The organism is Nostoc sp. ChiQUE01b (assembly GCF_034531255.1).
Classification (GTDB): Bacteria; Cyanobacteriota; Cyanobacteriia; order Cyanobacteriales; family Nostocaceae; genus Nostoc.
Genome location: NZ_JAVRBM010000005.1, coordinates 1 through 25,624 on the forward strand (window position 1 = coordinate 1; position 25,624 = coordinate 25,624).

At 41.1% G+C, this 25,624-nt stretch carries 25 protein-coding genes; 11 read left to right on the top strand and 14 right to left on the bottom strand.

The window, feature by feature from the left end; genetic code table 11:
- The first annotated feature begins 202 nt into the window (after positions 1 to 202).
- Entirely contained in the window at positions 203 to 472 is a 270-nt protein-coding gene (locus RMY63_RS04900) for a hypothetical protein (protein WP_322727629.1), read from the top strand.
- Here RMY63_RS04900 and RMY63_RS04905 read toward each other — a convergent pair.
- The 3 genes from RMY63_RS04905 to RMY63_RS04915 form a co-directional block, all read right to left on the bottom strand.
- Complete coding sequence (locus RMY63_RS04905; RefSeq protein ID WP_322727794.1) at positions 469 to 1,491, bottom strand: zinc-dependent alcohol dehydrogenase; 1,023 nt, start codon at positions 1,489 to 1,491, stop codon at positions 469 to 471. The genes RMY63_RS04900 and RMY63_RS04905 overlap by 4 nt on opposite strands.
- A gap of 107 nt (positions 1,492 to 1,598) precedes the next feature.
- Positions 1,599 to 1,784, bottom strand: coding sequence for a hypothetical protein (locus tag RMY63_RS04910; protein ID WP_322727630.1), 186 nt, complete (start codon positions 1,782 to 1,784; stop codon positions 1,599 to 1,601).
- 58 nt (positions 1,785 to 1,842) lie between these two features.
- The gene (locus RMY63_RS04915; protein ID WP_322727631.1) at positions 1,843 to 2,913 is read right to left on the bottom strand and encodes a glycosyltransferase family 4 protein; all 1,071 of its coding nucleotides are present in this window, start codon (positions 2,911 to 2,913) and stop codon (positions 1,843 to 1,845) included.
- 459 nt (positions 2,914 to 3,372) lie between these two features.
- On the opposite strand from RMY63_RS04915, the gene xth reads away from it, so the two are divergent.
- Positions 3,373 to 4,155 (top strand): exodeoxyribonuclease III, encoded by a 783-nt coding sequence (gene xth, locus RMY63_RS04920; RefSeq protein ID WP_322727632.1) that lies wholly within the window; start codon positions 3,373 to 3,375, stop codon positions 4,153 to 4,155.
- Between the two features lie 167 nt (positions 4,156 to 4,322).
- Here xth and RMY63_RS04925 read toward each other — a convergent pair whose 3' ends face one another.
- The 3 genes from RMY63_RS04925 to RMY63_RS04935 all read right to left on the bottom strand — a co-directional run bounded on the left by RMY63_RS04925 (position 4,323) and on the right by RMY63_RS04935 (position 8,009).
- Positions 4,323 to 5,411, bottom strand: coding sequence for a T3SS effector HopA1 family protein (locus RMY63_RS04925; protein WP_322727633.1), 1,089 nt, complete (start codon positions 5,409 to 5,411; stop codon positions 4,323 to 4,325).
- Between the two features lie 229 nt (positions 5,412 to 5,640).
- A complete protein-coding gene (locus RMY63_RS04930) occupies positions 5,641 to 6,882 on the bottom strand; it encodes a phosphotransferase family protein (RefSeq protein ID WP_322727634.1) in 1,242 nt (413 codons plus the stop codon).
- Positions 6,883 to 7,688: 806 nt separating this feature from the next.
- The gene (locus RMY63_RS04935; RefSeq protein WP_322727635.1) at positions 7,689 to 8,009 is read right to left on the bottom strand and encodes a TMEM14 family protein; all 321 of its coding nucleotides are present in this window, start codon (positions 8,007 to 8,009) and stop codon (positions 7,689 to 7,691) included.
- Positions 8,010 to 8,096: 87 nt separating this feature from the next.
- Here RMY63_RS04935 and RMY63_RS04940 point away from each other — a divergent pair, with 87 nt between their 5' ends.
- The 5 genes from RMY63_RS04940 to RMY63_RS04960 all read left to right on the top strand — a co-directional run bounded on the left by RMY63_RS04940 (position 8,097) and on the right by RMY63_RS04960 (position 13,140).
- Positions 8,097 to 9,446: an ATP-binding protein gene (locus tag RMY63_RS04940; protein WP_322727636.1), complete on the top strand. Its 1,350-nt coding sequence runs from the start codon at positions 8,097 to 8,099 to the stop codon at positions 9,444 to 9,446.
- Between the two features lie 111 nt (positions 9,447 to 9,557).
- On the top strand, positions 9,558 to 10,847 hold the full coding sequence (locus RMY63_RS04945) for a tellurite resistance TerB C-terminal domain-containing protein (RefSeq protein WP_322727637.1): 1,290 nt from the start codon (positions 9,558 to 9,560) through the stop codon (positions 10,845 to 10,847).
- Positions 10,848 to 10,939: 92 nt separating this feature from the next.
- Positions 10,940 to 12,268 (top strand): ATP-binding protein, encoded by a 1,329-nt coding sequence (locus RMY63_RS04950; protein WP_322727638.1) that lies wholly within the window; start codon positions 10,940 to 10,942, stop codon positions 12,266 to 12,268.
- A 129-nt stretch (positions 12,269 to 12,397) separates the two neighbouring features.
- Positions 12,398 to 12,817 carry a XisH family protein gene (locus RMY63_RS04955; RefSeq protein ID WP_322727639.1) on the top strand — a complete coding sequence of 140 codons (420 nt, stop codon included), beginning with the start codon at positions 12,398 to 12,400 and terminating at the stop codon, positions 12,815 to 12,817.
- Complete coding sequence (locus RMY63_RS04960) at positions 12,805 to 13,140, top strand: XisI protein (protein WP_322727640.1); 336 nt, start codon at positions 12,805 to 12,807, stop codon at positions 13,138 to 13,140. The genes RMY63_RS04955 and RMY63_RS04960 overlap by 13 nt, the downstream gene beginning before the upstream one ends.
- A 143-nt stretch (positions 13,141 to 13,283) precedes the next feature.
- Here the strand turns inward: RMY63_RS04960 and RMY63_RS04965 are convergent, their stop codons facing one another.
- Positions 13,284 to 13,766: a cupin domain-containing protein gene (locus RMY63_RS04965; protein WP_322727641.1), complete on the bottom strand. Its 483-nt coding sequence runs from the start codon at positions 13,764 to 13,766 to the stop codon at positions 13,284 to 13,286.
- A 435-nt stretch (positions 13,767 to 14,201) separates the two neighbouring features.
- Here RMY63_RS04965 and RMY63_RS04970 point away from each other — a divergent pair, with 435 nt between their 5' ends.
- A complete protein-coding gene (locus RMY63_RS04970) occupies positions 14,202 to 14,426 on the top strand; it encodes a helix-turn-helix domain-containing protein (protein WP_416212487.1) in 225 nt (74 codons plus the stop codon).
- 61 nt (positions 14,427 to 14,487) lie between these two features.
- Here the strand turns inward: RMY63_RS04970 and RMY63_RS04975 are convergent, their stop codons facing one another.
- The gene (locus tag RMY63_RS04975) at positions 14,488 to 15,075 is read right to left on the bottom strand and encodes a Uma2 family endonuclease (RefSeq protein ID WP_322727642.1); all 588 of its coding nucleotides are present in this window, start codon (positions 15,073 to 15,075) and stop codon (positions 14,488 to 14,490) included.
- 55 nt (positions 15,076 to 15,130) lie between these two features.
- On the bottom strand, positions 15,131 to 16,333 hold the full coding sequence (locus RMY63_RS04980; RefSeq protein ID WP_322727643.1) for an AGE family epimerase/isomerase: 1,203 nt from the start codon (positions 16,331 to 16,333) through the stop codon (positions 15,131 to 15,133).
- Positions 16,334 to 16,531: 198 nt separating this feature from the next.
- On the opposite strand from RMY63_RS04980, the gene RMY63_RS04985 reads away from it, so the two are divergent.
- The gene (locus RMY63_RS04985; protein WP_322727644.1) at positions 16,532 to 17,431 is read left to right on the top strand and encodes an aspartoacylase; all 900 of its coding nucleotides are present in this window, start codon (positions 16,532 to 16,534) and stop codon (positions 17,429 to 17,431) included.
- 94 nt (positions 17,432 to 17,525) lie between these two features.
- Here RMY63_RS04985 and RMY63_RS04990 read toward each other — a convergent pair whose 3' ends face one another.
- The 5 genes from RMY63_RS04990 to lpdA all read right to left on the bottom strand — a co-directional run bounded on the left by RMY63_RS04990 (position 17,526) and on the right by lpdA (position 21,535).
- Positions 17,526 to 17,723: a transposase gene (locus RMY63_RS04990; protein ID WP_322727645.1), complete on the bottom strand. Its 198-nt coding sequence runs from the start codon at positions 17,721 to 17,723 to the stop codon at positions 17,526 to 17,528.
- A gap of 119 nt (positions 17,724 to 17,842) precedes the next feature.
- Positions 17,843 to 18,505, bottom strand: a complete 663-nt coding sequence (locus RMY63_RS04995) for a carbonic anhydrase (RefSeq protein WP_322727646.1) — start codon at positions 18,503 to 18,505, stop codon at positions 17,843 to 17,845.
- Between the two features lie 115 nt (positions 18,506 to 18,620).
- Complete coding sequence (locus tag RMY63_RS05000; protein ID WP_265273732.1) at positions 18,621 to 18,872, bottom strand: DUF5340 domain-containing protein; 252 nt, start codon at positions 18,870 to 18,872, stop codon at positions 18,621 to 18,623.
- Positions 18,873 to 19,115: 243 nt separating this feature from the next.
- Positions 19,116 to 20,006, bottom strand: coding sequence for an indole-3-glycerol phosphate synthase TrpC (gene trpC, locus RMY63_RS05005; protein ID WP_322727795.1), 891 nt, complete (start codon positions 20,004 to 20,006; stop codon positions 19,116 to 19,118).
- Positions 20,007 to 20,110: 104 nt separating this feature from the next.
- A complete protein-coding gene (gene lpdA, locus RMY63_RS05010) occupies positions 20,111 to 21,535 on the bottom strand; it encodes a dihydrolipoyl dehydrogenase (RefSeq protein ID WP_322727647.1) in 1,425 nt (474 codons plus the stop codon).
- Positions 21,536 to 22,092: 557 nt separating this feature from the next.
- Between lpdA and RMY63_RS05015 the strand changes: the two genes are divergently transcribed.
- Together RMY63_RS05015 and RMY63_RS05020 are read left to right on the top strand one after the other, a co-directional pair.
- Entirely contained in the window at positions 22,093 to 23,868 is a 1,776-nt protein-coding gene (locus RMY63_RS05015) for an SWIM zinc finger family protein (RefSeq protein WP_322727796.1), read from the top strand.
- Between the two features lie 667 nt (positions 23,869 to 24,535).
- Positions 24,536 to 25,603: a DMT family transporter gene (locus RMY63_RS05020; protein ID WP_322727648.1), complete on the top strand. Its 1,068-nt coding sequence runs from the start codon at positions 24,536 to 24,538 to the stop codon at positions 25,601 to 25,603.
- Positions 25,604 to 25,624 lie beyond the last annotated feature (21 nt).

Consider the following 25,624-nt stretch of genomic DNA (forward strand, 5'->3'; position numbering starts at 1 on the left):
AGATTTGCCTGCACTACCTCCTGCCATTTTTTAGTTCCGTCGAACTCACGTTAAAAAGACTGAGGTTGCCAAAGACGGCACATCAGGTATTAGACCAACAAAGCTGAAGCCAACTCAAGGCATCAGCTTTTCGTTTAAATATTATCAGGACAGTAACAGCAAGTTTTCTTGTAGCCAAAAAGAAGCAATCTACTGGCTGACCTTGGTTGATCGATTAAAAGCTCTATCTAGTCTAACGGCTCAAGAGTTGTTAGTAAATCGTAGCAGTACCCTCAGATGTCATCCCATCAAGTGGGAAGATATCAGCGAGAGGGCATTTGGTTTGCCAAATGAAGAACAATTGGTTGACATACCGTATCAGTTTTCCATCTCCTCAAATAAACATGGTAGGGTTCATGGATTCTTTCTTGACGAGATTTTCTACATTGTTTGGCTAGACCCAAATCATCTGCTGTACGCCGCAAAAAATTAAGGAATCATTGCCACCTTTATTACTTTACGCGCCTTCATATCAGAAAACACCTGTTCTAAATCTTTTAATGGTCGCTGTTCGCTAATAAGTAACTCAAAGGGAATTTTGCGACTAGCTATGAGTGCAAGGGCCGATCGCACATACTCTGGTGTATTATGAAACACGCCTTTGATGGTAAGTTCGTTATAGTGTAGCTGTTCAGTACTGACGGTAATGCTGGTATCCCGTGGACATCCACCGAATAAGTTGACTGTTGCACCAGGACGAGCACAAGCGATCGCTGTTTCCCAAACACTTGGGACACCAGTGGCTTCAATTACTACATCTGCACCCCATCCTTGGGTAAGTTCTTTCACTACACTGGGAATCTCTGGAATTTGATGATAATTAAAGGTCTGGGTTGCACCCAATTTCTGACCAATTTCTAGTCTGTGGTTATTACCTCCCCACAGCAAAACCTCAGCTTTTTCACTCAATGCTGCCACAAACATCAGCCCGATCGCTCCATCTCCTAAAACGATTACTTTATCTTTAGACTTAATATTAGAACGCGCTACCCCATGCAACACACAAGCTAAAGGTTCTGTCATCGCTGCCAATTCCCACGGCAACTCATCAGGAATCTGCAACAAATTATGCTCTACGATCGGTGCGGGAATTTTTAGGTATTGGGCAAAAGTCCCATTATTCCAGGTCAAATTTGGACATAGGGAATATTCTTGACGTTGACAAAAAAAGCATTTCATGCATGGCGCAGAATTATTAGCGACGACGCGATCGCCTACTTGCCAATTTGTCACTCCTGCACCCACAGCAACAATTCGCCCAGCAGCTTCGTGACCAAATAGCGTTGGCGGTATCAGCATTCTGGCATGACCACCACGCCGCCAAACTTTCAAATCTGTACCACAAGTTGTTGCTGCCCCTACTTGGATTACAACCTCGCCCACCGCCGGAGTGGGGTCAGAAACTTCCTCTAGGCGTAAATCTTCTTGACCATGAAGTAACGCTGCTAACAAAACTTTAAACCTATCAATTAGCTCCATCCGATTTTATCAGTTGAAGCTAATTGATAGGTCTATACTAAATCAGTATTGATTTTTAGTAGATTTTATATGTCAAAGAACTAGGTATTCACCACTGGCTGGGGAAGCACACCGGTGTTCCGGGTTTCCACATTCGGGAGGCGAGTAGCAGTTAATAGCGGTACTTCTTGTCGGCACGACAGGCAAAACCAATATAGTTCACCATGACGGGCATGACGCAGGAGGGAACCACCGCAGCATGGGCAATTGTTGGCTCTCGTACTCATACCAATGTCCTCCTTCAAAAAAAATTGTTGTTTTAAGCTAAGTAAAAAAAGCAGTTGATTAAAATTGGATGTTAGCTGCATGAATGCGGCCATTCGATTCTATGCGGTCTTTTATAATTTGTCTGTAAACAGCTTCATATCGGTTAACCATCTGGCTAACACTAAAGTTGTTTTCTACGTGTTTTCTACAGGTTTGACGATTGAGTTCCAAAGCTGGTGGAATCATTGCCGCCATTTCTGCATAGCTATTGCAGATAAAACCTGTCTTCCCGTGGGCAATCACTTCAGGTACGGAACCGAAATTCATGGCAATCACTGGTGTACCAGTTGCCATTGATTCAATCATTACTAAGCCAAAAGGTTCTTGCCAGCTAATGGGGAAAAGAGTTATCGCAGCATTGCCCAGAAGTTCAGTTTTTTCGGCGTGGTTAATTTCACCGAGATACTCGATTTGCTGACCATCTATGTGGGGGGCAATCTCTTGTTCAAAAAACTCCGAATGGACTGCATCAACCTTTCCTGCCATCTTCAAGCGCCAACCACTCTGTTTAGCAATGGCGATCGCATGTTGCGGGCCTTTTTCTGGCGAAAAACGACCTAAAAACGCTAAATATGCAGATTTTAAGGGTTGGGCTACAAATGGGTAATCTGCTAGCTCAATTCCGTTATAAATCGTGCCAACATAATTAAGATCGATTTGACGCTGCGAGTTACTAATGCTGATGTATGGTTGCTTTTGGTAGTAGCTAAATGCGTGACGGTTGTCAGTTGTAAAATTATTGTGCAGGGTGTGGACTGTAGAGGTTACTGTTATCAAACTCGCTAAAGGTAATGCCGAAATCCCTACATGAGAATGGATAATATCGAATTGGGCAGCATGTTGGTAAACTTGGCTTAGTTCTAACATTTCATACACTGCATACTCTTTCACGTTTGGGTCTAAGCGTAATGCACGTGGATAAACTGCTTCTAAATGAGCCAAAGTTTGAGAATCACCAGAGGCAAATAAAGTTACCTCATGACCGCGACGAATAAGTTCATCAGTCAAGAGACTCACTACCAGTTCGATTCCTCCATAATTAGGAGGTGGAACCCTTTCCCATAAGGGGGCAACTTGAGCGATTTTCATAAGTTTTTCTGGTTCAGTCTATGAAATTGTCCTCAATATAATGAGTGACATCATTATTTTATGAGTAAAGAGCATTTGTACTTACTCTTTTGACATTTAAATTAACCTAACAGGCTATCAAAAGCGCAATAACGGTTAACCGTACCGCAAATTTTCTACTAACAAATCTAACTGACTATCGGCAAAAGTCAACTCTGAGCTACATTTCTAACCGTATAGCTAATCTATTATTTGTTGCATCTGTCTTGGGGATCATAAAGAGGTAGAATGTTTTGTATCAGAACTGACAAAATTGAATATTTTGTAGCTGAAAATACTAAAATACTCAATGGGATCAAGTCATTAAAGCTTCATTTAAAGGTAATTGGCAAAAAGAACAAAAATTATAAATATTAAGCAATTGTACAATAATTACATAATTTGTAATTAGTAATTTACAAAAATTCTGATAATTAACTAATGAAAATCGCTACTTGGAACGTCAACTCAATTCGCACTCGCCTTGAACAGGTTATCGATTGGTTAACCCTAAATCCCGTTGATGTTCTCTGCTTGCAAGAAACCAAAGTTGTGGATGCTGAATTTCCGCGATCGCTTTTTGAGCAGTTAGGCTATAACCTTTATATGTCAGGACAAAAATCTTATAACGGTGTAGCCTTGATTAGCCGCCAGCCACTCCTCAATGTCAGTAGCGGGTTTAGGGCGATTTTGCCAGATTTACATCACGAATGGGACGAGCAAAAGCGTGTAATTACAGGTGTAATAGATGGTGTTCGGATTGTAAACTTATATGTTCCTAACGGCGCGGCGGTAGGAACTGAGAAATATGAATACAAACTGCGCTGGTTGACAGCGCTACATGAGTATTTGCGATTGCTGGTGTTGTCAGAATCTGCAATTTGTGTGTGCGGCGACTTCAACATCGCCCTAGAAGATAAGGATATTCACGAGCAAGTGAGTACAGAAAATCACATTATGGCAACAGAAACAGAGCGCCAAGCCTTACGGGATATTCTGAAACTGGGATTTGCCGATGCTTTTCGCAAATTCACCACAGAAGGTGGAAATTATAGCTGGTGGGATTATCGCTCTGCCGCCTTCCGTCGTAACTTAGGTTGGCGCATTGACCATCACTATCTGACACCCATGCTATATGAGCGTGCGACAAGTTGCATCATTGATGTTGCACCCAGAAAGTTAACTCAACCTAGCGACCATGTGCCAGTTATTGTGGAATTTTGAATTGGGGATTGGGCATTAGGAGTGCTGAGTGCTGAGTGCTGAGTGCTGAGTTAGGAGTTAAGAGTTAAGAGTTAGGAGTTTTGTTTACCCCCTTGTCCTCTTGTCCCCTTGTTCCCTTATCTCCTTGTCCCCTTGTCCCCCTGCCCCCATGCCCCATGCCCAATCAATCAATTTAACGGCTTATATATATCCTCAGAACTAGGATTGAGATAAGGACGCTGCAAATCTATTAAATGCCGCGCAAAGTGTTGGTCAATAACCCTCATCCGTTCCTCCATCGCATTTTTACCTTTTTGCCAAGCTTCCAATAAAGCATTAGCGACGATTTGGCAACGGTTCATCCCAAAACTTTCTTGTGCCGCAAATTTTTGGGTTGGTTCTTCGGCTAAACCTAACCCTGGAGCTAAAAATTTGGTAAACAAAGGAATTTCGGGCTGGAAATGGGATTGATTTTCGATATAAACAGTCTGAAGGATTGTGCGGATTGCTGGATAGTCGGGGAGTTGAAAGTAAAGTAGCCCCGAATCATAGCGTCCGTATGCAAAAGGGTTGTGGAGAACCTGAAAGCTAAAGGGAATCGAGGCTGTATTTAGTTGCAGCGTCAAGCTTTCCATGAGAGCGATCGCACCAGATGCCGTAAAGTTAAAGTAGATTCGCCCTCCTCCTAAATCTGCGTCTGGGTTACTCTGCCGTTCTTGTCCGACATTGCTAACTGCTAAGTAACAGCCGTTTTGCAGTCGATTTTTAGGCATCCAGATTGCTACCATATCACCGACTTTGGTAGATTTTTTACTGGATTCTAAATGGCAGTCTGGCTCAACATAAAGTGTTAAACCGCCTTTAGTCACCGCCATAGTCCCATCGGGTTCTTTTTGCAACACCTGCCATCGAGGGTCAAAGTAACCTATGCCGTGATTACTAGCGTGCAGTTGTTCGTAAAAGTCCCAGTCAATCTCCAAAATAGAATTATCTGCTAAATTGTGCTTTGGCAGTCGATTAGTATTATCAGTATTGACTGCCAAAGTACTTTGCAGGGAGCCATTGTAATAGATTCCATAGAGAAAATTTCGTAGTAGGAGAGTAAGATACTTATGTTGTAAATCTACGGAATTTTGCTGAAATCTATCGGCTATTTTAGTCGGCAGAGCGAAGGGTTGATAATTGGGATGGTAAATACAAAAATTGGACTCAATCTGGATATTCTGAGCAATATCAAATAGAGAATTTAGTGATTGATTGATAGAGGAATTTAGCATTAATCCATTTAGAAATCAAACTTTAAAAAATAGAATTCAGGAGTCAGAATTCAGAATTCAGAATTTAAGTATGTGTGACTGGTTTGATAGCGCGGTCTTATCCTTTGGTATTAACAAAGTGTAGGGGTTTAAATCCCCGACTTCTATCAAGGCATAAGTGTTGGGCTGCTTTCTAAATCCCCGTTACAACACGTAATTGCGAATTGCGAATTGCGAATTGCGAATTGGTTTAACAACCACGCAGCCGAGTTTTTTCGTAATAAATCCGAAGTAACTGCTGTTCCTTTACAGGCTGAGGAAATTTATGAATCTTTGCCATAGAATTCAAGATTTCTGACTCTGATATCCCAAAGATGGTCAGTACACCTTGTTCTGGCATTACAAGTAAACTTTTAGCTACTTGCAACATACAGAGTTCAGCATTATTAAAGTGTTTTTGGCACGTAATCATATCTTGAATTTGATGAATTAGTCCCAGCCCCGCAAACTGGATAACCCGCGAAATAAAGTCATTGCGGTATTCCAAAATCATCGGGAAAGCATTTATATAAGCCCTAATTAAGGCAATAATTGAAGGTTGTAAAATCTCTAACGGTGTTAACGCCAAATGTAGAGATTCTTCTAACTCAATGGTGGGGTCTACAACCAGACTCTTAAGCCAAATTCCTAAATAGCTTGCCAGTAAAGTTCCTAAATCAAAGGCTGGGTCTCCCCAAGAACAAGCTTCCCAGTCAATTAGTCGTACAAGACAATTGTCTAGTTGCTCCCACCTGGAATGAACCAAAATGTTGTTCAATTTCAGGTCGTTGTGAGTTAAGCAGCAAGGATTCCAGCTATATGCCAAATCTGCGATCGCAGATGACAAACTCTCGTACTGTTGATAGAGAACATAGAATTTAAGTGCATCCGTGGTAACAGTCCCAAAAATCTCTGGTCCAATTGAACCTACCCCTTGGGCTGGATTGTAAAACCCATAGCGAAACTCACCTTGAGGAGCAGTTGCCATAAAATCCCGATATTCTCGGCGGTTGTAGGTGGCACGATGCAGTCTTGCCAAAGTAGTGCCGATGGCAGAGGCAATTTCTTGTGGAAAAATATCATTGTTGTGGTAGAATATCCCAAGTTCTAGATATTCACTCAAGTAACTACGGACAAGAATCGAATTTGCTTCGTCAAAATGCACTACCAATGGCGCGATTGCTGAAGTATTACCTAGAACTGGAAACTGTTGTAGCAACTGGTGAAACAGCCACTCCTGAAACAATTCATGAGGCGCGCCGTCATTGTTGTTAACTTTACGTCCTTGTTTGAGGAGTAGTTGACGATTATCTGCTAAAGTCACTAGTAAATTGAAATTGTTCTGACTACTTCCTGGCAACTCAGATTTGTCTGATGGGCCATCTTCTGAGCTACACAGACCCGCGTCTTGCAGATACTGAATAACGTTATGAGAAGACAGTGATAATACCATGTATTATTTCCTACTTCATTAAATTACTTAAACTTATCGTGTCAAATTTGCTTGGTTTTAAGAGTTTTCAGTAGATAGGAACTAATGCAAGAAGAGAGATGTGAATAAGCTGTTAAGTACTTAATTTACACGTTGAGACCGCAGGGGAGCAGGGGAGAGGGTTTGAAGTTCTTACCCACAATTTAAATTGTGCAACTTGTATGCACAACAGCTTAACAATAAAGATTTCTACAATCTACTAATATCCCATATTTGGGAGAAAAACCTGCCAAAATGGCACCAAGTCCTTTGCAATTCCTTTAAAATTTGCTCCAAGATACTTTGACATCTTTACACTTTATCAGCATAGTTACTTAGATACATCTACAGTAAGTTTTGTGGTAGAGCCTTTTTTTGTGGCAAAGAATTATCCCCAGCAAAAAAACTGATTGGCGGCAGATGTTATTTGATGTTTAGTAGTCATCCTCAAAGCAGCGAAGAATTTCAGTAATCCTTTGCGGTACGAAGCACGAGATTCAACACTATTACTTTTATTTATCATCACGAAGCCAAAAAAACCGGAGTTTTTCGGCAATTAATAATTATTTTTTGATTTAATTTTCAGAATTGATGTCTGTAAAGCTTGTTATCACGTTATTTTCGTCACCTACAAATTGTAGATGACTATGGGCGATCGCAAACAAAGCCTACATGAGCGCATCTTATAGAACTATCTAAGTAATATAAATGTACTAATATAATTCAAAGCAGGGAAAGTCATGCCATACCAAAAAAACAGGAGGGTGGTTATTACTGAGAGACTAATGCTACCTTAAAGCCACAAATTGATTCACCATCACCGCCAATGCCAGTATACCCAAAATTGTCATTAATCCCGCAGGCATAAACTTGCGTGTTTTTATCAGTCTAAATGCAAAGAAAACTACTAAAACAGCAGTAACTAACACTGCTAAAATTGCACCCCAAGTTTGTCCTTGGAGTTGAAAGTAAGCGGCAAGTATTAGTAATAAACCGCTAATGCTACCGCTTAGGAGTGAAACTCTACTTGTAGCTTGAATGTAGCCAATAACGCCACCAGCAATCGCTAATATGCCGTAGGCAAAAGCAGCAACTATACCTAAATTCATTGTTAAAACCTATGTAGACTTTGACTTTACTGCCAGGGTCAGCAGACAATTTACCATAGCTATTTAGCTATACCACACAATTGATTAATGGATAATCAAGCGATGCCAATGGCAAGTACTTCCTCATATACAAAGGTTCAATATCTCCAGTGCCAAGCAGCCTCACTTTTACTGTACCAATCTGTTCTGCAAGGTGAAGTGGGGATAGCATTTCTGGAACTGTTGCAAACTATACGTTATGCTGAAGCCGATGCACGGGGTTGTCTCCAAGCCTACGGCAGTTATTTTCACGCTTTGGCTGCTAGAAATCAAAACTGGGAAGACTATTTAATTACTCAAATTCTCTTCTCTGAGAATCCTTTTACTAGGCTGGCGGGAGTGCAAGAATTTGAAGATTTGCCCCCAGCTTTAGTAACAGCAGTTCAGCATGATTTACAAGCATTGCAAAGTCTCTATGAGTGTAGCAGCGCTTCTTTGAGCGAGTGGGTACAAGGCGTAGCTCACATGCCGATTTCACCAGTAGTGTGGTATAAAGAGCAAGAATTGGTAGGAGTAGAGACAAAATTCACTACATATCTACAAGAGTTAGATAATTGGGGTAATGCTGTAGAAGAGTTAGCAGCTTATTATCGGCAATGTGGCTCTGGTTTATTTGCAGAATATCGCGCCTTACGCTGGCAATCTGGGGAGTTTATCGGTATTAGGTATTCTGACCCGGTTAAACTGAGTGCGCTTGTCGGTTACGAATCTCAAAAAGATGCTTTGCTGAAAAATACAGAGTTTTTATTATCAGGAGAGATGGCACTGCATGTATTACTTTACGGTAGTCGCGGTTCTGGCAAATCTTCTCTAGTAAAATCTTTGTTGAATGAATATAGCAATCGCAGCCTCCGCTTATTGGAAGTGGCAAAGTCAGATTTAAAAGACTTACCAGAAATTGTGGAACATTTACGGGGTGTGTCACAAAAATTTATTATCTTTGTCGATGACCTTTCATTTGAAGAAGATGATGATGCCTTTAAAGCCCTGAAGGTAGTTTTAGAAGGTAATTTAACGGCGCGCCCTCAAAATGTAGTGGTGTATGCTACTTCCAATCGTCGCCACCTGATTCGGGAGTTTTTTGTGGATAGACCTGCACCTAAGGATAACGAGGAAATCCATGCCTGGGATACGATGCAGGAGAAACTTTCGTTTAGCGATCGCTTTGGTTTAACCTTGACCTTTGAACCAGCCAATCAGAAAACTTATTTAAAAATTGTACAACATCTAGCCGCACAAGCTGAAATTAATATTACCCAAGAAGATTTGGAATTTCAGGCATTACAATGGGCAACTCGCCATAATGGTCGTTCTGGACGTACAGCACGACAGTTTGTTGATTTTTTAAAAGCAGATTTAACACTTTTTGCTACAAATAACAATACATCCAACACTTAGTATTAAGCAGTTTTCTATGTGTATTTTAATTACGAATTACAATTTACGAATTACAAATTAGTTATGAGAGCTACTTATTCAGATAGTTTAACTACGCTAAAAACCAGCAATATGCAATCAGTAACGATCAGCAATCGATTTATACTAGTGATAGTTGCCTTTAGTGTGAGTTTTGGTCTTAGCCTTGTCCCAAACTGGGATTTTAATAAAGCCTTTCTCACAGGTGTAATTACTGCCGTTACTATCCATACAACAGCATTATTCATAGACAAACGACGCAGAAATTATGAAATGTTTGTTTTAGGTTCTCTCCGCAAACGAATTAAAGATATGGAGGGATTAAAGGCTCGTGTTGTCAGAGAAATCAATCAAATTGAAGAACATCATAATTTATTATATGCTGAATCACAACAGCTGCAAAATCAAGTCATAGAAAGCCGTAGCCAAAGAGATAGTTTACATCGAGAATTAAGAACATTTGCAGGACAAAAAAAGCAATTAGAAACAGAAGTTAGTAACCTGCAAACTGAAATTAATAATTTGCAGAACAATCAAACTGAATTGAACAATGCTTTTTCTATCCTCACAGCAGAAAAGCGCCGTTTAGAGTCAAATTGTAATGTATTTCGTGCGGAAATCACCCAATTGCAAAGTCAAGTTTCCGAGCTACAACACGAGAAACAAGAAGTTGAAAGTAATTTAACTCTTTTAGGCAGACTCAAACCCCAATTAGAAGAAAAATTATACGAACTGCGAATTGCAATTCAAGAATTAGAAGTTGAGACAACCCAAAATAATCAATTGCTTGTATCAACGAAAACCGAAAGAGAAAATATCCAAGCTATCCTGAATTATTCAAAAACCCAACTAGCAGAACATAACGCCGAATTACAGCAATTACAAGCACAAGTTTCATTATTGCAAGAAGAACGAGACTCATTACAAAATCAAGTATGGGAATTACTCCAACAAGTAGAAACATTCAATCCAGAGCCTTTGTCTAATAATTCCCAAGAAGATGATATTGAGTTGTTTCCATTTTCCGAAATAATTGAATCTTCAGATGTTATTGACACTTCAGAAGTTGAGACATCAGAAAACATACCTGAAGAATGGACTAATTTTCTCGAAAACCTCCCAGGACATGAGTTACAAGTATTAAAAGCTATAGTTGAACAAGATAATCCCAATAGTACTATTAAAAAAATTGCCGAAGCAAACATCACTATGCCAAATTTATTAATCGATTCTATAAATGAACGAGCAAATGATACTATTGGTGAATTAATAATTGATTCAAATTCGGAAATTCCAGAAGTTTATCAGGAATATATGACCCATGTCAAAAAAATGATTGCAATGTATGAAGACCTCATGGCTAGACATGCTTCGTCAAATTAAATTATGATTGCCGTCGTCGGATTAGTAGTAAGGTGAATATCTTACCTACTGACTGCGTGCTTCTGCGTTTAGAATAAAGTGAAGTGTAATACATGGCAAAGCTCAAAATCTCGAAGAAAATCTCCACTGCTTTAATCAATTCTCTTGGTGCGGGGGTAGTACCAAGAGTGGGAGTTGAATATATCGCAGTAGGGCGAGAAAAAGAACTCAAAAGCCTATTACAAAATCTCGATGATATTGCAGAAGGTGTCGCAGCATTTCGCTTTATAATTGGTAACTACGGTTCAGGGAAAAGTTTTTTACTGCAACTAATTCGCAATCGAGCGATGGAGCAAGGTTTTGTAGTAGCTGATGCTGATTTATCTCCTGAACGTCGATTAGCTGGAAGCAATAATGAAGGTGTCGCCACCTATCGAGAATTAATGAGCCACCTAGCAACAAAAACTCGTCCTGATGGTGGTGCGTTAGTCTCAATTTTAGAAGGATGGATTAATAAAATTCAACAAGAAGTGGTTAAAGAAACTGAAATGCGTCCGAATGACGATGGTTTTGATGACCAAGTTGAATCGAAAATTAGGGAAGTAGTTCAGTATATTGAAGACTTAGTTCACGGTTTTGATTTTGGTAGCGTGATTATCGCTTATTGGCGTGGCTACCGATTGGATGATGATAATTTAAAAAATGCAGCGATGCGCTGGTTGCGGGGAGAATTTACTACTAAAGTTGAGGCGAAAGCAGCTTTAGGAGTGCGGGTAATTATTGATGATGATAGTTGGTATGATTACATCAAACTGTTTGCGAAGTTTGTCGCTGAGATTGGCTATAAAGGACTATTAATCTTAGTTGATGAAGCCGTACATTTATATCAAATATCTACCACCGTTACACGAGAAAAGAATTATAATCGACTCCTGGCAATGTTTAACGACACCATGCAATGTAAAGCAGAACATCTTGGCATTGTTGTTGGTGGAACAACTAAGTTTTTAGAAGACCCCAAACGGGGACTTTTTGCAGACCAAGCTTGGCAAAGACGTACAAAAGAAAGTCGTTTTGTTGCACAAGCTAATGTTCAGGAATATTTAGGGCCAGTGATTCGGCTAAATCCGTTGAGTGAAGCAGAAATCTTGACGCTTTTGCAACGTTTAGCTGAGATTCATGCACTCAATTTTACGTATGAACAGACTTTGACAAATCGTGAATTGAAGGAGTTTGTGCAAGAAATTATTAATCGCTTGGGTGCAGAAGCATTACTGACACCAGGGGAAATTGTGCGAGATTTTATGAGTGTGCTAAATATTCTTCACCAAAATCCAGGAATTGCGTTTGGTGAATTAATTCATGGCTCTAAATTTAAGCCTACTGCTATGGGTAAGGATGCAGATGTTGATGAAGATGGCGCAGCCGAATTTAGCTTGTGATTTAGGGGGAATATTTTTCCAAAATTCGATCTAATATCTATTAACAGGTCTAGATTAAAATTCTGGGTAATTAGTTTAGACAATTTACTACGCTGATTTAAAATAAGGGAAAAAAGTGTGTGAGTAAAAATGTCAGCTAAAGACTTATTCCATGAAGCAGTTAAGAAGGGTCTTCAGAAACAGCAGTGGATAATTACAGATGACCCATTAAGGATCGAGTTTAGCAAGCAGGATGAAGTTAGAATAGATTTAGGTGCAGAAAGACTCTTGGCGGCTGAAAAAGCAGGAGAAAAGATTGCGGTTGAAATTAAAAGTTTTTTGAGTGACTCAGCATTGCTTGATTTTCATCTGGCGTTGGGTCAATTTTTGAACTACCGTTTAGTTTTAGAAGCTAGTGAAAGAGAACGTATATTATACTTAGTAGTGCCAATTGCCGCTTATGAATCGTTTTTCCAACGTAATTTACCCCAAGCATCAGTGCGGCAATACCGAATAAAGTTGATTGTATACGATCCAGTGAATGAGGTAATAGTTAAATGGATAAACTAGCATTTTATCGTCAGTGTATTCAACAACTATTGACTGAATACGGCGATGTTAGACCGAGAAACGACGAAATTGAGACGCAAATACTTTTTGATACAGAACACGACCATTATCAAATTATTGATTTGGGATGGGACAAACATCACCGTATTTATAATTGCGTGATGCATTTGGATATTAAGAACGATAAAATTTGGATTCAACGTAACCAAACTGATAAGTTGATTGCTGATGAATTAGTAGCAATGGGTGTACTAAAACAAGATATTGTATTAGGCTTGCAGCCTGTCTATGCCAGAGAATACACAGGGTATGGTGTGGGGTAGGGCTAACCAAGTTTAATCGTATCCGACCACGGAGGCAATGCCTGCGACAAGCTAACTTTGGCGACTCATATCGTCATCTGTGTGATGCCATTTCAAAGACTAATGAGTAAACCTCTGACAAAAGTCGAAATCTCTCATCAAATTCATCTTTTTTCAGGATTGATTAAAATAGCTTTTGGTTGATTAGCATTAAATAGAGAAGCAGACAACAGAATAATCGGTTTGTTTGTTTGGTTTTCTCCATAATGAACCATGCCGGCAGATTCAACTAAAGAATCTCCCACTGTAAGCTGCATAGTTTTTCCTTTTTGAAGAATCAATCCTGTGCCGTTAGCTTTCGTTACTTTAGCTTCTCCTTCCACAACAGTATAAGTTAAAGTTCCCGCCTCTACTTGTTCAATCTGCATTCCCGGATGAATATGAGTAGGGAGTTTTGCTCTTGGTGCGATGGTATAGCGTACAAGCTCAAGAATCTGCTTTTGATCGCCAGTTGGATAACCACTTGCTAAAACTTCACGGGTAACAGATTGAGTGTAAGCATTGGGTGAGGAGGTTTCTTGGCTCTTAACAACTACACTGCCAAAAGCTAGGATAGCTAAGGGGAGAATCAGAGACAGTTTTCTCATATTAAGAGTTTTTTGTTTAAGCAATACTTTTAATTAAATCATTTTGTGTTGAGTTTGTCTAATAACCATAAGTAGTTTAACTCGATTTAGAAAACGAGCGATCACACTAACATGTAGACACACATCTGTTAAAGAGGTTTTCATCCAAAAGCAGTTTGACAAAGAGTTATACAATTAGTCTTTTAAATAAATCTTTTGTCGAGGCAAACCTTAACATATTATCATTAACGAAATATGCCAAAACTAGCATCGAATTAATTAAAGCAAGGCTGAAGCGGGCAAAAGAACATCACATACAAAACTATAGCCAGAAACAAAAGGAAGAGAAAAATGACTGAAGAAATTAGCGTACAAACAAGTAGCAGTAATGTGTTTGCAGATTTAGGTTTAGCGAACCCTGATGAACTACTTGTGAAAGCATAACTTGCACGTCAAATCAGTGAAATCATCGCTAAACAAGACATGAACCAAGCTGAAGCTGCCGCACTATTGAGAGTTGATCAACCCAAGATTTCTGCTTTAATAAGGGGAAAACTATCAGGCTTTTCAACAGAGCAACTGTTCCGATTTTTGAATGTTTTAGGTTGTGATGTGGAAATAGTGGTGAAGTTGAAATATGATAAGGATAGTGCAACAGTATTTAAACGTATCTCTAATTAATATATTCATTTAAGATATTTGAGAGGATACAACACTTCTTTACGCGATCGCACCAACAAAATCATTCACTAGCACTCTCTGGAAACAATCGATTCAAGTCTAATAATGCATCTTCAAATCCAGGAATCAGCACTGACTGATTAGATAGAGAAATCTGCTTGCTGAGATAGCTAAACTTACTTTGAGCATTTTGATATGGCTGGCTATGACGCTCAAGTTGACGAGCCGATAAATTCACAATCCAGTAATGATAAATTCCGGCTTCTGCATACAAAGACAGCTTGGTTGTTTGATCGTAATCTATGGTTTTATCCAAAATTTCAATTACTAACAAAATATCTTCGGGATACGGATGATGAGCAAGGTAATCTTCATCTCTTCCTCGTGCAATAACAACATCCGGCTCAGGCTCACTCTGATTAGGAAGGGTGATCGGATCTTGTCCACGGATGACTGCTCGTTCGCCTAATAGCCGATCCAATTGACGGCATAAAATAGAACTACAAACTGTATGAGGCATTCCCTTAGCTGTCATTTGAATCAGTTCTCCTCGAATTAATTCAATATGATCGCCCTCAGTCAGAAATCCAAGTTCAATCAATTGATGGTATTGGGCGATCGTAAATCGCTTAGGTGTTACAGCATTCATGAGACATCTTTCCAATAGTACTTGTCACTAGCAAAGATTAAACTTACTGCATTGTTTACCGCCGCAGGCTTTGCAATGCCTCAAATTGCTGCCAACAAAGGTACAATGCACGCGGTACATGAAAACATCCTTTCCATTTGCCACCTTTGAGGTTTAACAATACTTCTCCACGTCGATTGAGATAGCCAAACCACTCACCGTATTCTGAATCAGCAAAATGTGACCAGGCGTAATCGTGCATCTTTTGATACCATTCCCAACACACCTCACGCCCACTCAAGCGATAGCCCATCGCTAATGCAACCAAAGACTCTAGGTGAACCCACCACAGCTTTTGATCCCATTCCAATTGCTGCGGCGGATGACCATCTGCATCCATAAAGTAATACAGTCCGCCGTACTCGCTATCCCAAGCAAAATTTAGGATATTTAGCACCACATCAACGGCTTGGTTAATAGTTTTGATGTCGTTTTGGCGACGGGCAATGTCCATGATAAACCACATCGCTTCGATACCGTGACCGGGGTTAATTAAGCGTCCCTCAAAAGAATCTATGTGGGAACCGTCAGGGGCAACGTTTTCGGACATTAATCCCCGTTCTTGGTCGAGAAAATCGATCATTACTTCGCGGACTGTCTCAGCTAAAACATTCTCTAGTGTTTCCTTTGGTAGCAACCACTCCATTTCTAGAGTCAGGTTGGCTAAAATCATCGGTACAGCCAATGATTTCATTGGGCGTGTGCCGGGATAGTTTTTATTATATTTGCCCTTGGGGTTATCTTTGCGGCGCAATACGTTGTTGTAAGCTTGCATGGCTACATCCTTTGCCCATTCTTCGCCGCCAGCAAGTGCATATTGACTAAATGCCATCGCCGCAAAGCAATCAGAAAAGATGTTGTAAGGGTGAACCAATGGTTTCCCTTCACGGGTGAGGGCAAAGTACCAGTTACCATCGCTATCTCTGCCATGTTGGGCGAGAAAATTAGCGCCGTTGCTGGCAATTTTTAGCCAATTTTCGCGCTTTTCTAGCTGGTTGTAAAGCATCGAAAAAGTCCATACTTGGCGGTTTTGCAGCCAGATGAATTTGTCTGTATCATAAATTTTGCCTTCGCGATCGAGGCAGGTGAAATAGCCGCCTTGCTGCCAATCAAGAGAATATTTTTCCCAAAAGGGGAGTACGTCGTTGAGCAGGGCGTTTTTGTAAAGTTCAGCGTAGGCGTAGCCCAGAGCAGGCATCGCTTGAAAGTTCTTCTCCATAAATTTGCTCCTCTTTTATACCAAAACCAACAGCTTAACAGTTATCATATTTTGACTCGAACATGGAGCGTAGGCGTAGCCCGTCGTAGACATCGCGTCAGTCTTTTACAAGATTTAGTCAGCAGAAGCTATACTTCTATCTTGGATCTTGCACCATTCTCAATAACCGTAGGGTAGTTTTTTAAATATGAGGTTGTTATGAGTCAGATTGAACGAGTTGCGATCGTTGGAGGAAACCACGGTAATGAGTTAACAGGAGTACATTTAGTCAAAAAGTTTCAGCAATATCCTAATTTAATTAACAGGGCAAGTTTTGAAACTCTGGCATTACTTGGTAATCTCAAAGCTATTGAAGAAGGCAAACGATACATTGACAAGGATTTAAATCGTTGTTTCACTAATCAAGGCTTACAAAATTCCCAACTCTCAAGTTATGAAGATATGCGGGCAAAAGCAATTCAACAGATATTGCAACCGCCAAATCAGCCTTTTGTAGATGTAATTGTTGATTTGCACAGCACAACTGCCAATATGGGCTTAAGTCTGATTTTTTGTAATATGCATCCTTTCTTGCTGCGGTTAGGTGCTTATTTAAGTTCTATCAATCCTTTAGTGAAAATCTGTATTAATCAGGAATCCAAAGAAAATGGTTTTCTCCGTTCTTTGTGTGAATTGGGTTTTGTTATAGAAGTTGGGGCTGTGGCTCAGAATGTTTTAAACGCTGAATTATTTCAAGAAACAGAACAGCTTATTTATGCAGTTTTAGATTATTTTGAAGGGTGCAACCAGGGGAAAATTACGCAGACAAGCAACCACCTTACACTTTATAAATACATTCAGACTATCGATTATCCGAGAAGCGATGCCTACGGCGGGCTGCGCCTACGCGGAGAAATTCAAGCCATGATTCACCCCCAGCTTCAGTTTAGAGATTATGAACCTTTGCATCCAGGCGATCCAATGTTTCTGACTTTTGAAGGAAAAGATATTTTCTATGAGGGTGAGTCTACTGTTTATCCTATTTTTATTAATGAAGCAGCTTACTACGAGAAAGGAATTGCCATGTATTTAAGTCAAAAACAGGAAGAAATAGTTTAATTTGTTCGCCCTTCTAACCAAGACTGCAAATCAGCCAATGCAGTAAAATGGTTCTTCAGTAATGTAATTGACAGCAACAGCCATTGCAAGGCCATCATGATTCCAGTGTGCGTGCTTCACAGGAACAAAGAAATTGCTTCAGTTTCGACCAACATAATTCTATAGGAGATAAATCTGGAAAGTCGGAGGGCAAAAACTTGACTTTTGCACCGACGGACTCAATTGCAACCCTTACACGTTCGGCGTAATGAACTTTCAGGTTATCCATGACTACAATAGCCCCTTTCCACATACGCCATAATCACACGCTCACGCAAATCCTTTGAGTAAAATACTGACATTTATTTAAACAACGCTATCTCTTCAGTCTATCGGATTATGTGGTTCAATTACCTGAAAATTGCTGTAACTCTAACTTTTTAACATGGCATAGAGTCTAAACTCTAGAAGCAAGGGGCAGATGTGCAATTGCCATTGCACAGTTGAAACGTTTAAATCTTTGATTAAGCCAGTGTGTATATCTAGTACCCAGCCATGAACCATAGGTGCTTTTCGCTCATAAAGTACCTGACGCATGATGGAAGTTTGGTAAATATTTTTTACTTGCGCCACAACATTGATTTCTGCCAAGCGATTTAGACGTTCTTCTCTTGTTGGCAAAATATCAATTTCTTCTTGTTTCTGTAGATACAGTTCCCGAATTGGATTTACCCAGTTATCAAGAATTCCGATAGTTCTCCCTTCTAAAGCTGCCTTAATTCCTCCGCAATCGTAGTGACCACAAACGATAATGTGTTCCACTTTCAGGTGTAAAATTGCGTATTCTAAAATGGCTAAAAAGTTTATATCCGTTAGAGAGACTTGATTGGCAATATTACGATGTACAAATAACTCTCCTGGTTCTGTACGGGTAAACTTTGTTAATGCCAGACGACTATCAGAACACCCAATGTATAGAAAAGGTGGTGTTTGTCCACTAGATAATTCTTGAAAGTAAGTTGGATCTAAAGCTAGCTTTTCAGCAACCCAAGCCTGATTATTTCTGAGGAGTTCATCAATGCTGTTGTATTTCATCTTTCGTCAAATTCGAGAGAATCTCATCAATATTTTATTTTAACTGATCTACAGTTTTGTCTAAATCAAGATGAACTTTCTCAGAACTAAAATCTTATAAAGATGACAATTTTTTTCAATCAGGGGCAACAACTTTGCTACCGTTATGATGGTTGATTGACCAACGGTGATCGATACTTACAGAGGAAAACTCGCAAATTTCTTCTAGTCGCTTTTGCTGTACAGCAGCTTTACGGAGAGTAATAATTAGCTGATTAACCTGATGCCGTAAATCTGGGTTATCATTTACTGCTAACATAGTTTGTCTTTCTAAGAGTTGAAGTATAAGTTCGTAGTGAATAGGCGAAGGTAGAGGAATTTGCTCCATGAAGTTAAATTTTGATTTCATATTTGGGATTTTCTATTAGTCACAGTTTGTTTCTTTTTAATAAATTGTTACATAATAAATAACTAGTTGCTTATGGCTTTGATTTGATTAGCAATGAAGATTTGGCAAAGATATTGATGATATTTGATGGCAAAGTGCTGCGTATGTACGCATAGTTTGCCCAATTGTTCAACTATTATGTGCAGTTGCCCTGCGTCTTTTAGGGCAGGTGGGGTGTTTGTTTCAAAAATTACTCGGTAATATACGGGCGATCGCAGCGCCGGGATCTGGTTGTTTTACCAAAGATTCTCCAATCAGTACAGCAGATGCACCTGCTGTCAGCACCAAACTCAAATCTTCTGGGTTGTGTAGTCCTGACTCGCTGACAACAAGAATATTTTTCTCTTGCAATTGTCTACCCCTTGCAGCCAAAAGTTGGCAAGTAGTTTGCAGATCAACAGAGAAATCTTCCAAATTGCGATTATTTATTCCTACCAAGGAGACTCCATCTAAGGCTAACACACGGTCAAGTTCTGCCAAACTATGGACTTCAATCAAGGCTGCCATTTTCAGGTTATTAGCAATTTTCAGGAAATATTTCAAATCTTGATCGCTGAGGATAGCTGCAATCAACAAAATAGCATCTGCACCCTGAACTCGTGCCAAGTATATTTGGTAAGCATAAATCACAAACTCTTTACACAGTAGGGGCAAATCTACGGCAGCACGAATCTTGGCTAAGTTATCAAAGCTGCCTTGAAAGAACTTGGTATCTGTGAGTACAGAAAGACAACTAGCTTTGGCTTGCTGATAAGATTGGGCGATCGCTACTGGGTCAAAATCTGCTCGTAAAACGCCTTTACTGGGAGAAGCTTTTTTAACTTCGGCAATCAATGCTGGTTTTGTCTTACCTTGGCGCAAAGCAGCGACAAAATCACGGGTTGGTGGCGCAGTTAGTACTTGCTTCTGCAATTCTGGCAAAGGAACTTTTTCCCGCATCAGGTCATATTCTACTTCTTTTTGCCAGACAATCTCTTCCAAAATATTGTTTGGCGCTGAATCAGGCACGGCAGCTTGATAACGCAATATTGATACATCAATAGCTGGGTTAGGGGAACGACGACGGATTTGCATAATTGGGGAATGGGGAATGGGGAATGGGGAATGGGGAATGGGGAATGGGGAATGGTCAGTGGTCATTTGTCCTTGTTTATTGACAAAGGACAAATGACTAATGACTAAATGGCTCGTTTATAAGCTTCGTCTAGGACTTCGGAGAGTGTCGGGTGGGCGTGAACTAGATGTGCCAGACTTTGGACGGATTGATGGTTTGCGATCGCTGCTGACGCTTCATGAATTAAGTCTGAGGCGTGCAGTCCGAAAATGTGGACTCCTAAGACTTCTCCGGTGTCTTTGCGATATATCACCTTGGCAATACCGTCGGCTTCATTTTCTGCCAACGCTTTGGAATTTCCTTTGTAGTAACTCCGACTGGTGGCGATTTCAAACCCTTCGGCTTGTCCCAACTCCTTCGCTGCTGTTTCAGTTAAGCCTACATAACTGACTTCTGGGTGGGTAAAGGCTGCTGCGGGGATGCTGCGATAGTCTACTATTCTTTCCCTCCCAACTATATTTTCTACCGCGATGATGCCTTGAGCAGAAGCTGCATGTGCTAACATCATCTTCCCATTCGCGTCGCCAATTGCCCACAGATGCGGCACGACTTCACCTGCTGATAGCACTGCCATGCGATCGTCTACTGGGATAAAATTCCGCCGATCGAGTTCTACACCCACTGACTCTAAACCAAGATTTTTGGTCGCTGGGATGCGTCCTGTAGCCACCAAGCAAGCATCTACTTCGATGACATCTACATCTTCCTTGGTTTTGAAATCTGCTAACTCAATCACCACGGGTGAACCGGGAATGACTTTTTTGGCGTATATCCCGACTTTCGTTTCAATATCACGGGGAGTAATTAGCACCCGTTCGGCAAGTTTGGCAATATCGCGGTCAAATCCTGGCATTAACTGATCTAAGGCTTCAATCAAGGTGATTTCACAACCCAAAGCTGAGTAAATGTCAGAAAATTCCAAGCCGATGTAACCACTGCCAATAATCGCCACCCAGTCTGGTAGTGATTCTAACTTCACACCTTGGTCGCTGGTAAAGACAGTTTTGCCGTCTATTTCAATTCCTGGAGGTACAAAAGGAATTGAACCGGGCGAAAGGATGATGTCTTTGGCTGTGATGGTTTTTTCACCGCCGTCTCCGGTAATAGAAACTTTTTGTGCCCCAGCGATTTTTCCCCAACCCCTGATGATATCGACTCCTAGACGTTTGAGGCTGTTGGTTAAGTCGCCTTGAATTTTTGAGACGAGATTATTAGCATGATTAGCGATCGCTTGGCGATCGAATTCCACGCTACCAATTTGAATTCCCAGTGACTTGAGGTGGTGGGCATTGCGTAACTCCCGCACACGTCCAGATGCTGCCAGTAGCGCTTTAGAAGGAATACAGCCCCGATTAACACAGGTTCCTCCCATATCAGCAGCTTCAATAATTGCTGTTTTCAAACCACAACTTACGGCGTGTAAGGCTGCACCATGTCCGCCTACACCAGCGCCGATAATTACTAAATCGTAATCATATCCTTGACTCACGTTAGTTTCCCCGTGTGCTTCGCCTATTTATTCTCAACTTGACCGACAATCAGCGCAACCCTTTTAACAGTTATCAGTTATCAATTTTATCGCTGAACTCTAAATCCCTCACCTTACATTACCCTGACTGTTTACTGTTGACTGTTCACTGATTTCAGGTTTGGGTATTGCTAACTCAAATTATGATTCACTCACTTCTGGCGAAAATATGGATATTTTCATTATATGGGTTGGTTTTCCCAGAAAAGCGACAAGAAATTAAGTGAGTATTTGCAGGGTAATAAAGCTGATTTCAGTTCTGAGCTAGTTAATATAGCAAGGGACTGGGGACTGGGAACTGGGGACTGGGTGAAAAGTCTTTTGGTGTCTAATGTCCCCACCACCAAGGCTTGTGCTATAAATAGAAATTGCAGTCTCATCTAGACTCCCCAATTACCCCTTATCCCCTTCAGGGGCCGATCTTCGCAACTCTCCACAGCTTTTTCTTTACAGCGCGTTAGCGTAACACTAAGCTGGATTTAGGATTGATCCAGAAGATTTACGCAGGCGATCGCTCGATGTCTATTCCCCAAATTAGTGAATTTACTATCCGCCGTCATGCCAACGCCAAATCTTTCCAGCGGGGCGAGGCATATTATAACGCTGGTGCTGTTAATGCTGTTATCCAACGTGGTCATCTGCTTCAGGCAGATGTTGTCGGTACCGAAGCTAGACCTTATCATGTCAATTTGAATTTCGATAGCAGTGGGTTAACCTCAGTAAAATGCACCTGTGCCTACGACTATGAAGGGTGGTGCAAACACATTGTAGCGACGATGCTCGTTTGTGCGCGTAATTCAGAAAATATTGAGCAGCGCCCCACCGTTGAAGAACTACTAAATCGCCTGGATCATGTCGAAACTCAAAGGCTGCTGCAAGAGTTGGTAGCAGAATACCCCCCCCTAATTGAGGCGATTGACCGTCATGTAAGTTGGATGACGAATCCTGCTGACAACCAAACAACCATAAAATTCGTGCGCCGCAATACTCTTGATCCCGCCCCGTTTCGGCGGCAAGTACGGCAGATTCTCAAGGATACCGTGCGCTACTTTGAGGAGGGATACGAAGAAGACCCGATTGGCGAAGATTTGCTGAGTGTAGTGCAAACTGCGGTAAATTTTAGCGAACGGGGAGAAAGTGAAAATGCGATCGCTATTTTAGAAGCGATTACCTCTACCTGTGCCGAAAATTGGGATGATGTTGCCGAATACGGCGCTGAAAATGATGAAATTGTTGTGGAATTAAATAATGCTTGGTGTGAAGCAATTCTCATCGCCGAACTTACTCCAGAAGAAAAAGTTGATATTCAAATAAATTTAGAAGCTTGGCAGGATGAGTGGAATGCTGATTTTGGTCTAGTTATGGAGGCTTTACGCCAAGGTTGGGATTATCCGCCGCTGGTGCAAGTTCTCCAAGGTAACATTACTGAAAGGGGAGCTTGGGAAGAAGACGTACCAGATTATGCTGATGATTTGGCATTAATTCGCCTGAAAATTCTCGAACGTCAAGAACGTTATCAAGAATACCTGTATTTAGCAGAAGCGGAAGGGCAAACCCAGCAATATCTGACAATGTTGGGGCGTTTAGGCAGGGTGGAAGAAGCAATTGATGCTGCTCAAACCCAGATGAATTCAATGGAAGAAGCTTTTGCCCTAGCGAAAACACTCAGCGTTCAGGGGACATTACAGCAAGCATTAGATATAGCCCAGAGTGGATTAAATTTACCGGGTAATTGTCAGTACGAATTGGGAATTTGGACAAGTGATTTAGCTGTTGAGTTGGGTAATAGTGAAGCTGCTTTATTAGCAATCAAGGCAGCTTTTCAAATGAAGCCCTCCTTTGTGGACTACCAAAGGATGGCAGAATGGGCTGGGGAAAACTGGGAAAGTGTCAAAACAGACCTGCTGAGAATTGTCCGTACTTATAGTAGTTGGGGAACAGAATCAGCCAAGGTGGATATATTCTTGCATGAAGGGCTAATTGATGATGCAATTGCGATCGCTAGTGAACTAAGTTCTGATCGTTCAGAGTTAATTCACCGAGTTATGGATGCTGCTATCCCTCATAATCCTGGTTGGGTGATTGCCAATGCTCGTTGCCGTGCCGAAAAGATTATGGATGCAGGTAAAGCCGAATACTACTATTACGCAGTTGAATGGTTAAAAAAAGCGCGTAATGCCTACCTGGAATCTGGTAAGAAAGCTGACTGGTTAAGCTATCGGGAAAACTTGATCCAAACCCACGCTCGTAAACGTAAATTGATGGGAATGTTTAAGGAAAGCGGTATGGAGTGATATTATGTCCGGTCAAAGACTTATCATTTAGACCGCAGGGGGCAGTTCTTGCTGGGGGAAAGAGGCTTTTGGGATTTTTGCATAGATCCAGTTAAGAAAAATTGTAGGTTGGGTTAAGCAAAGTGCAACCCAACAAAGCCCCAGAAATGTTGGGTTTCGTTCCTCAAACGCCACTTGCTTCTCCCAAGGGGAGACGCTGCGCGTAGCTTGCTTCCTCGAAGGGGTACAAGCCGGGGAACTTACAGCAGTTTTCATTTGCATGAAGTACAAAGTTACGGGTTTGGAGGCAGAAGGCAGGAGGCAGGAGGGAAGAGGTAGAAACTCTTTATATCTGATAAATTAGTCCTGGATTTTGTACCTCACTTACTTGCAATCTGCTGTATCCAACGCAGTGGCTCCCCAACCTACACAGTTTAAAGTTTTTAGCGTTAACTGAACTGTATTGCGCAATAATCAGGTTTTCAGGCACATCTTGCGTAAGTCCTGGTTAAGTTGACACCAATGAACATGGCTGTGCCCCTACCCATGTACTCAGGCTGGAGAGTTTCACCGTCTCCAAGACGCAATGTGATGTCTACGACGGGCTATGCGATCGCAAAACTACATAATTCGGTAAAATTGGGTAAAGCAATTTTTGTGCTTGTTAAACAAAGGCATCAGCAAACCCATGCAACTGAAACTCAGTGCATCTCGACTTCCCTTCGCCCCCTTGTTGTTAATCGCCCCCTTTTTCCTATGGGGGACGGCAATGGTAGCCATGAAAGGAGTGATACCCCATACCACACCACTATTCATGGCAGGTGTGCGTCTGATACCAGCAGGGATGTTAATTCTGATTGCAGCAGCATTCATAGGTAAACCCCAGCCGAAGGGTTGGGCTGCATGGCTGTGGATTGGCTTATTTGCTCTAGTAGATGGGACGCTGTTTCAAGGCTTTTTGGCAGAGGGATTAGTCAGAACTAGTGCAGGCTTGGGGTCTGTGATGATTGACTCGCAACCCTTGGCTGTTGCCTTGCTGTCATTGTGGCTATTCCAAGAACACATCGGTTTATGGGGATGGCTGGGGCTAGGCTTGGGCATCACAGGCATTAGTTTAATTGGCTTACCTGATGAGTGGATTTTACATTTTCTCGACTCAGGCGCAAATATTACAATTGGCAACTGGCAAGATTTATTTGCTAGTGGCGAGTGGTTAATGCTGTTAGCAGCGCTATCAATGGCAGTGGGAACAGTATTGATTCGGTTTGTCTGCCGACATGCTGACCCTGTAAGCGCTACAGGATGGCACATGATTTTAGGCGGATTGCCACTATGGGGAATTTCTTCAGTTGTTGAATCCCAGCAGTGGGAGAATCTGGGAGGATCTGATTTCATGGCTTTGGGTTATGCTACCGTATTTGGCAGTGCGATCGCTTATGGATTATTCTTCTACTTTGCCTCTAGTGGCAGTCTCACAAGTCTCAGTTCTCTCACCTTCCTGACACCCGTCTTTGCGCTACTATTCGGCAATCTATTCCTCTCAGAAGTCCTCAGTCCGTTGCAGTGGGTAGGAGTATTTCTCACTTTAATCAGCATCTATCTCATTAACCAACGTGATACTTTAGCAGGACAAAACGACACAGTTACTGTCGGCGAACTAGCTAATATACAGCAACCAGTCTTAGAAGCATCTGCTAAAAAATTGAACCCCATAAGTCTAGCAGTTAGAGAATCTGAACCAGAAATATTACCCTAACTTGTTAAAATAATTCGTAAT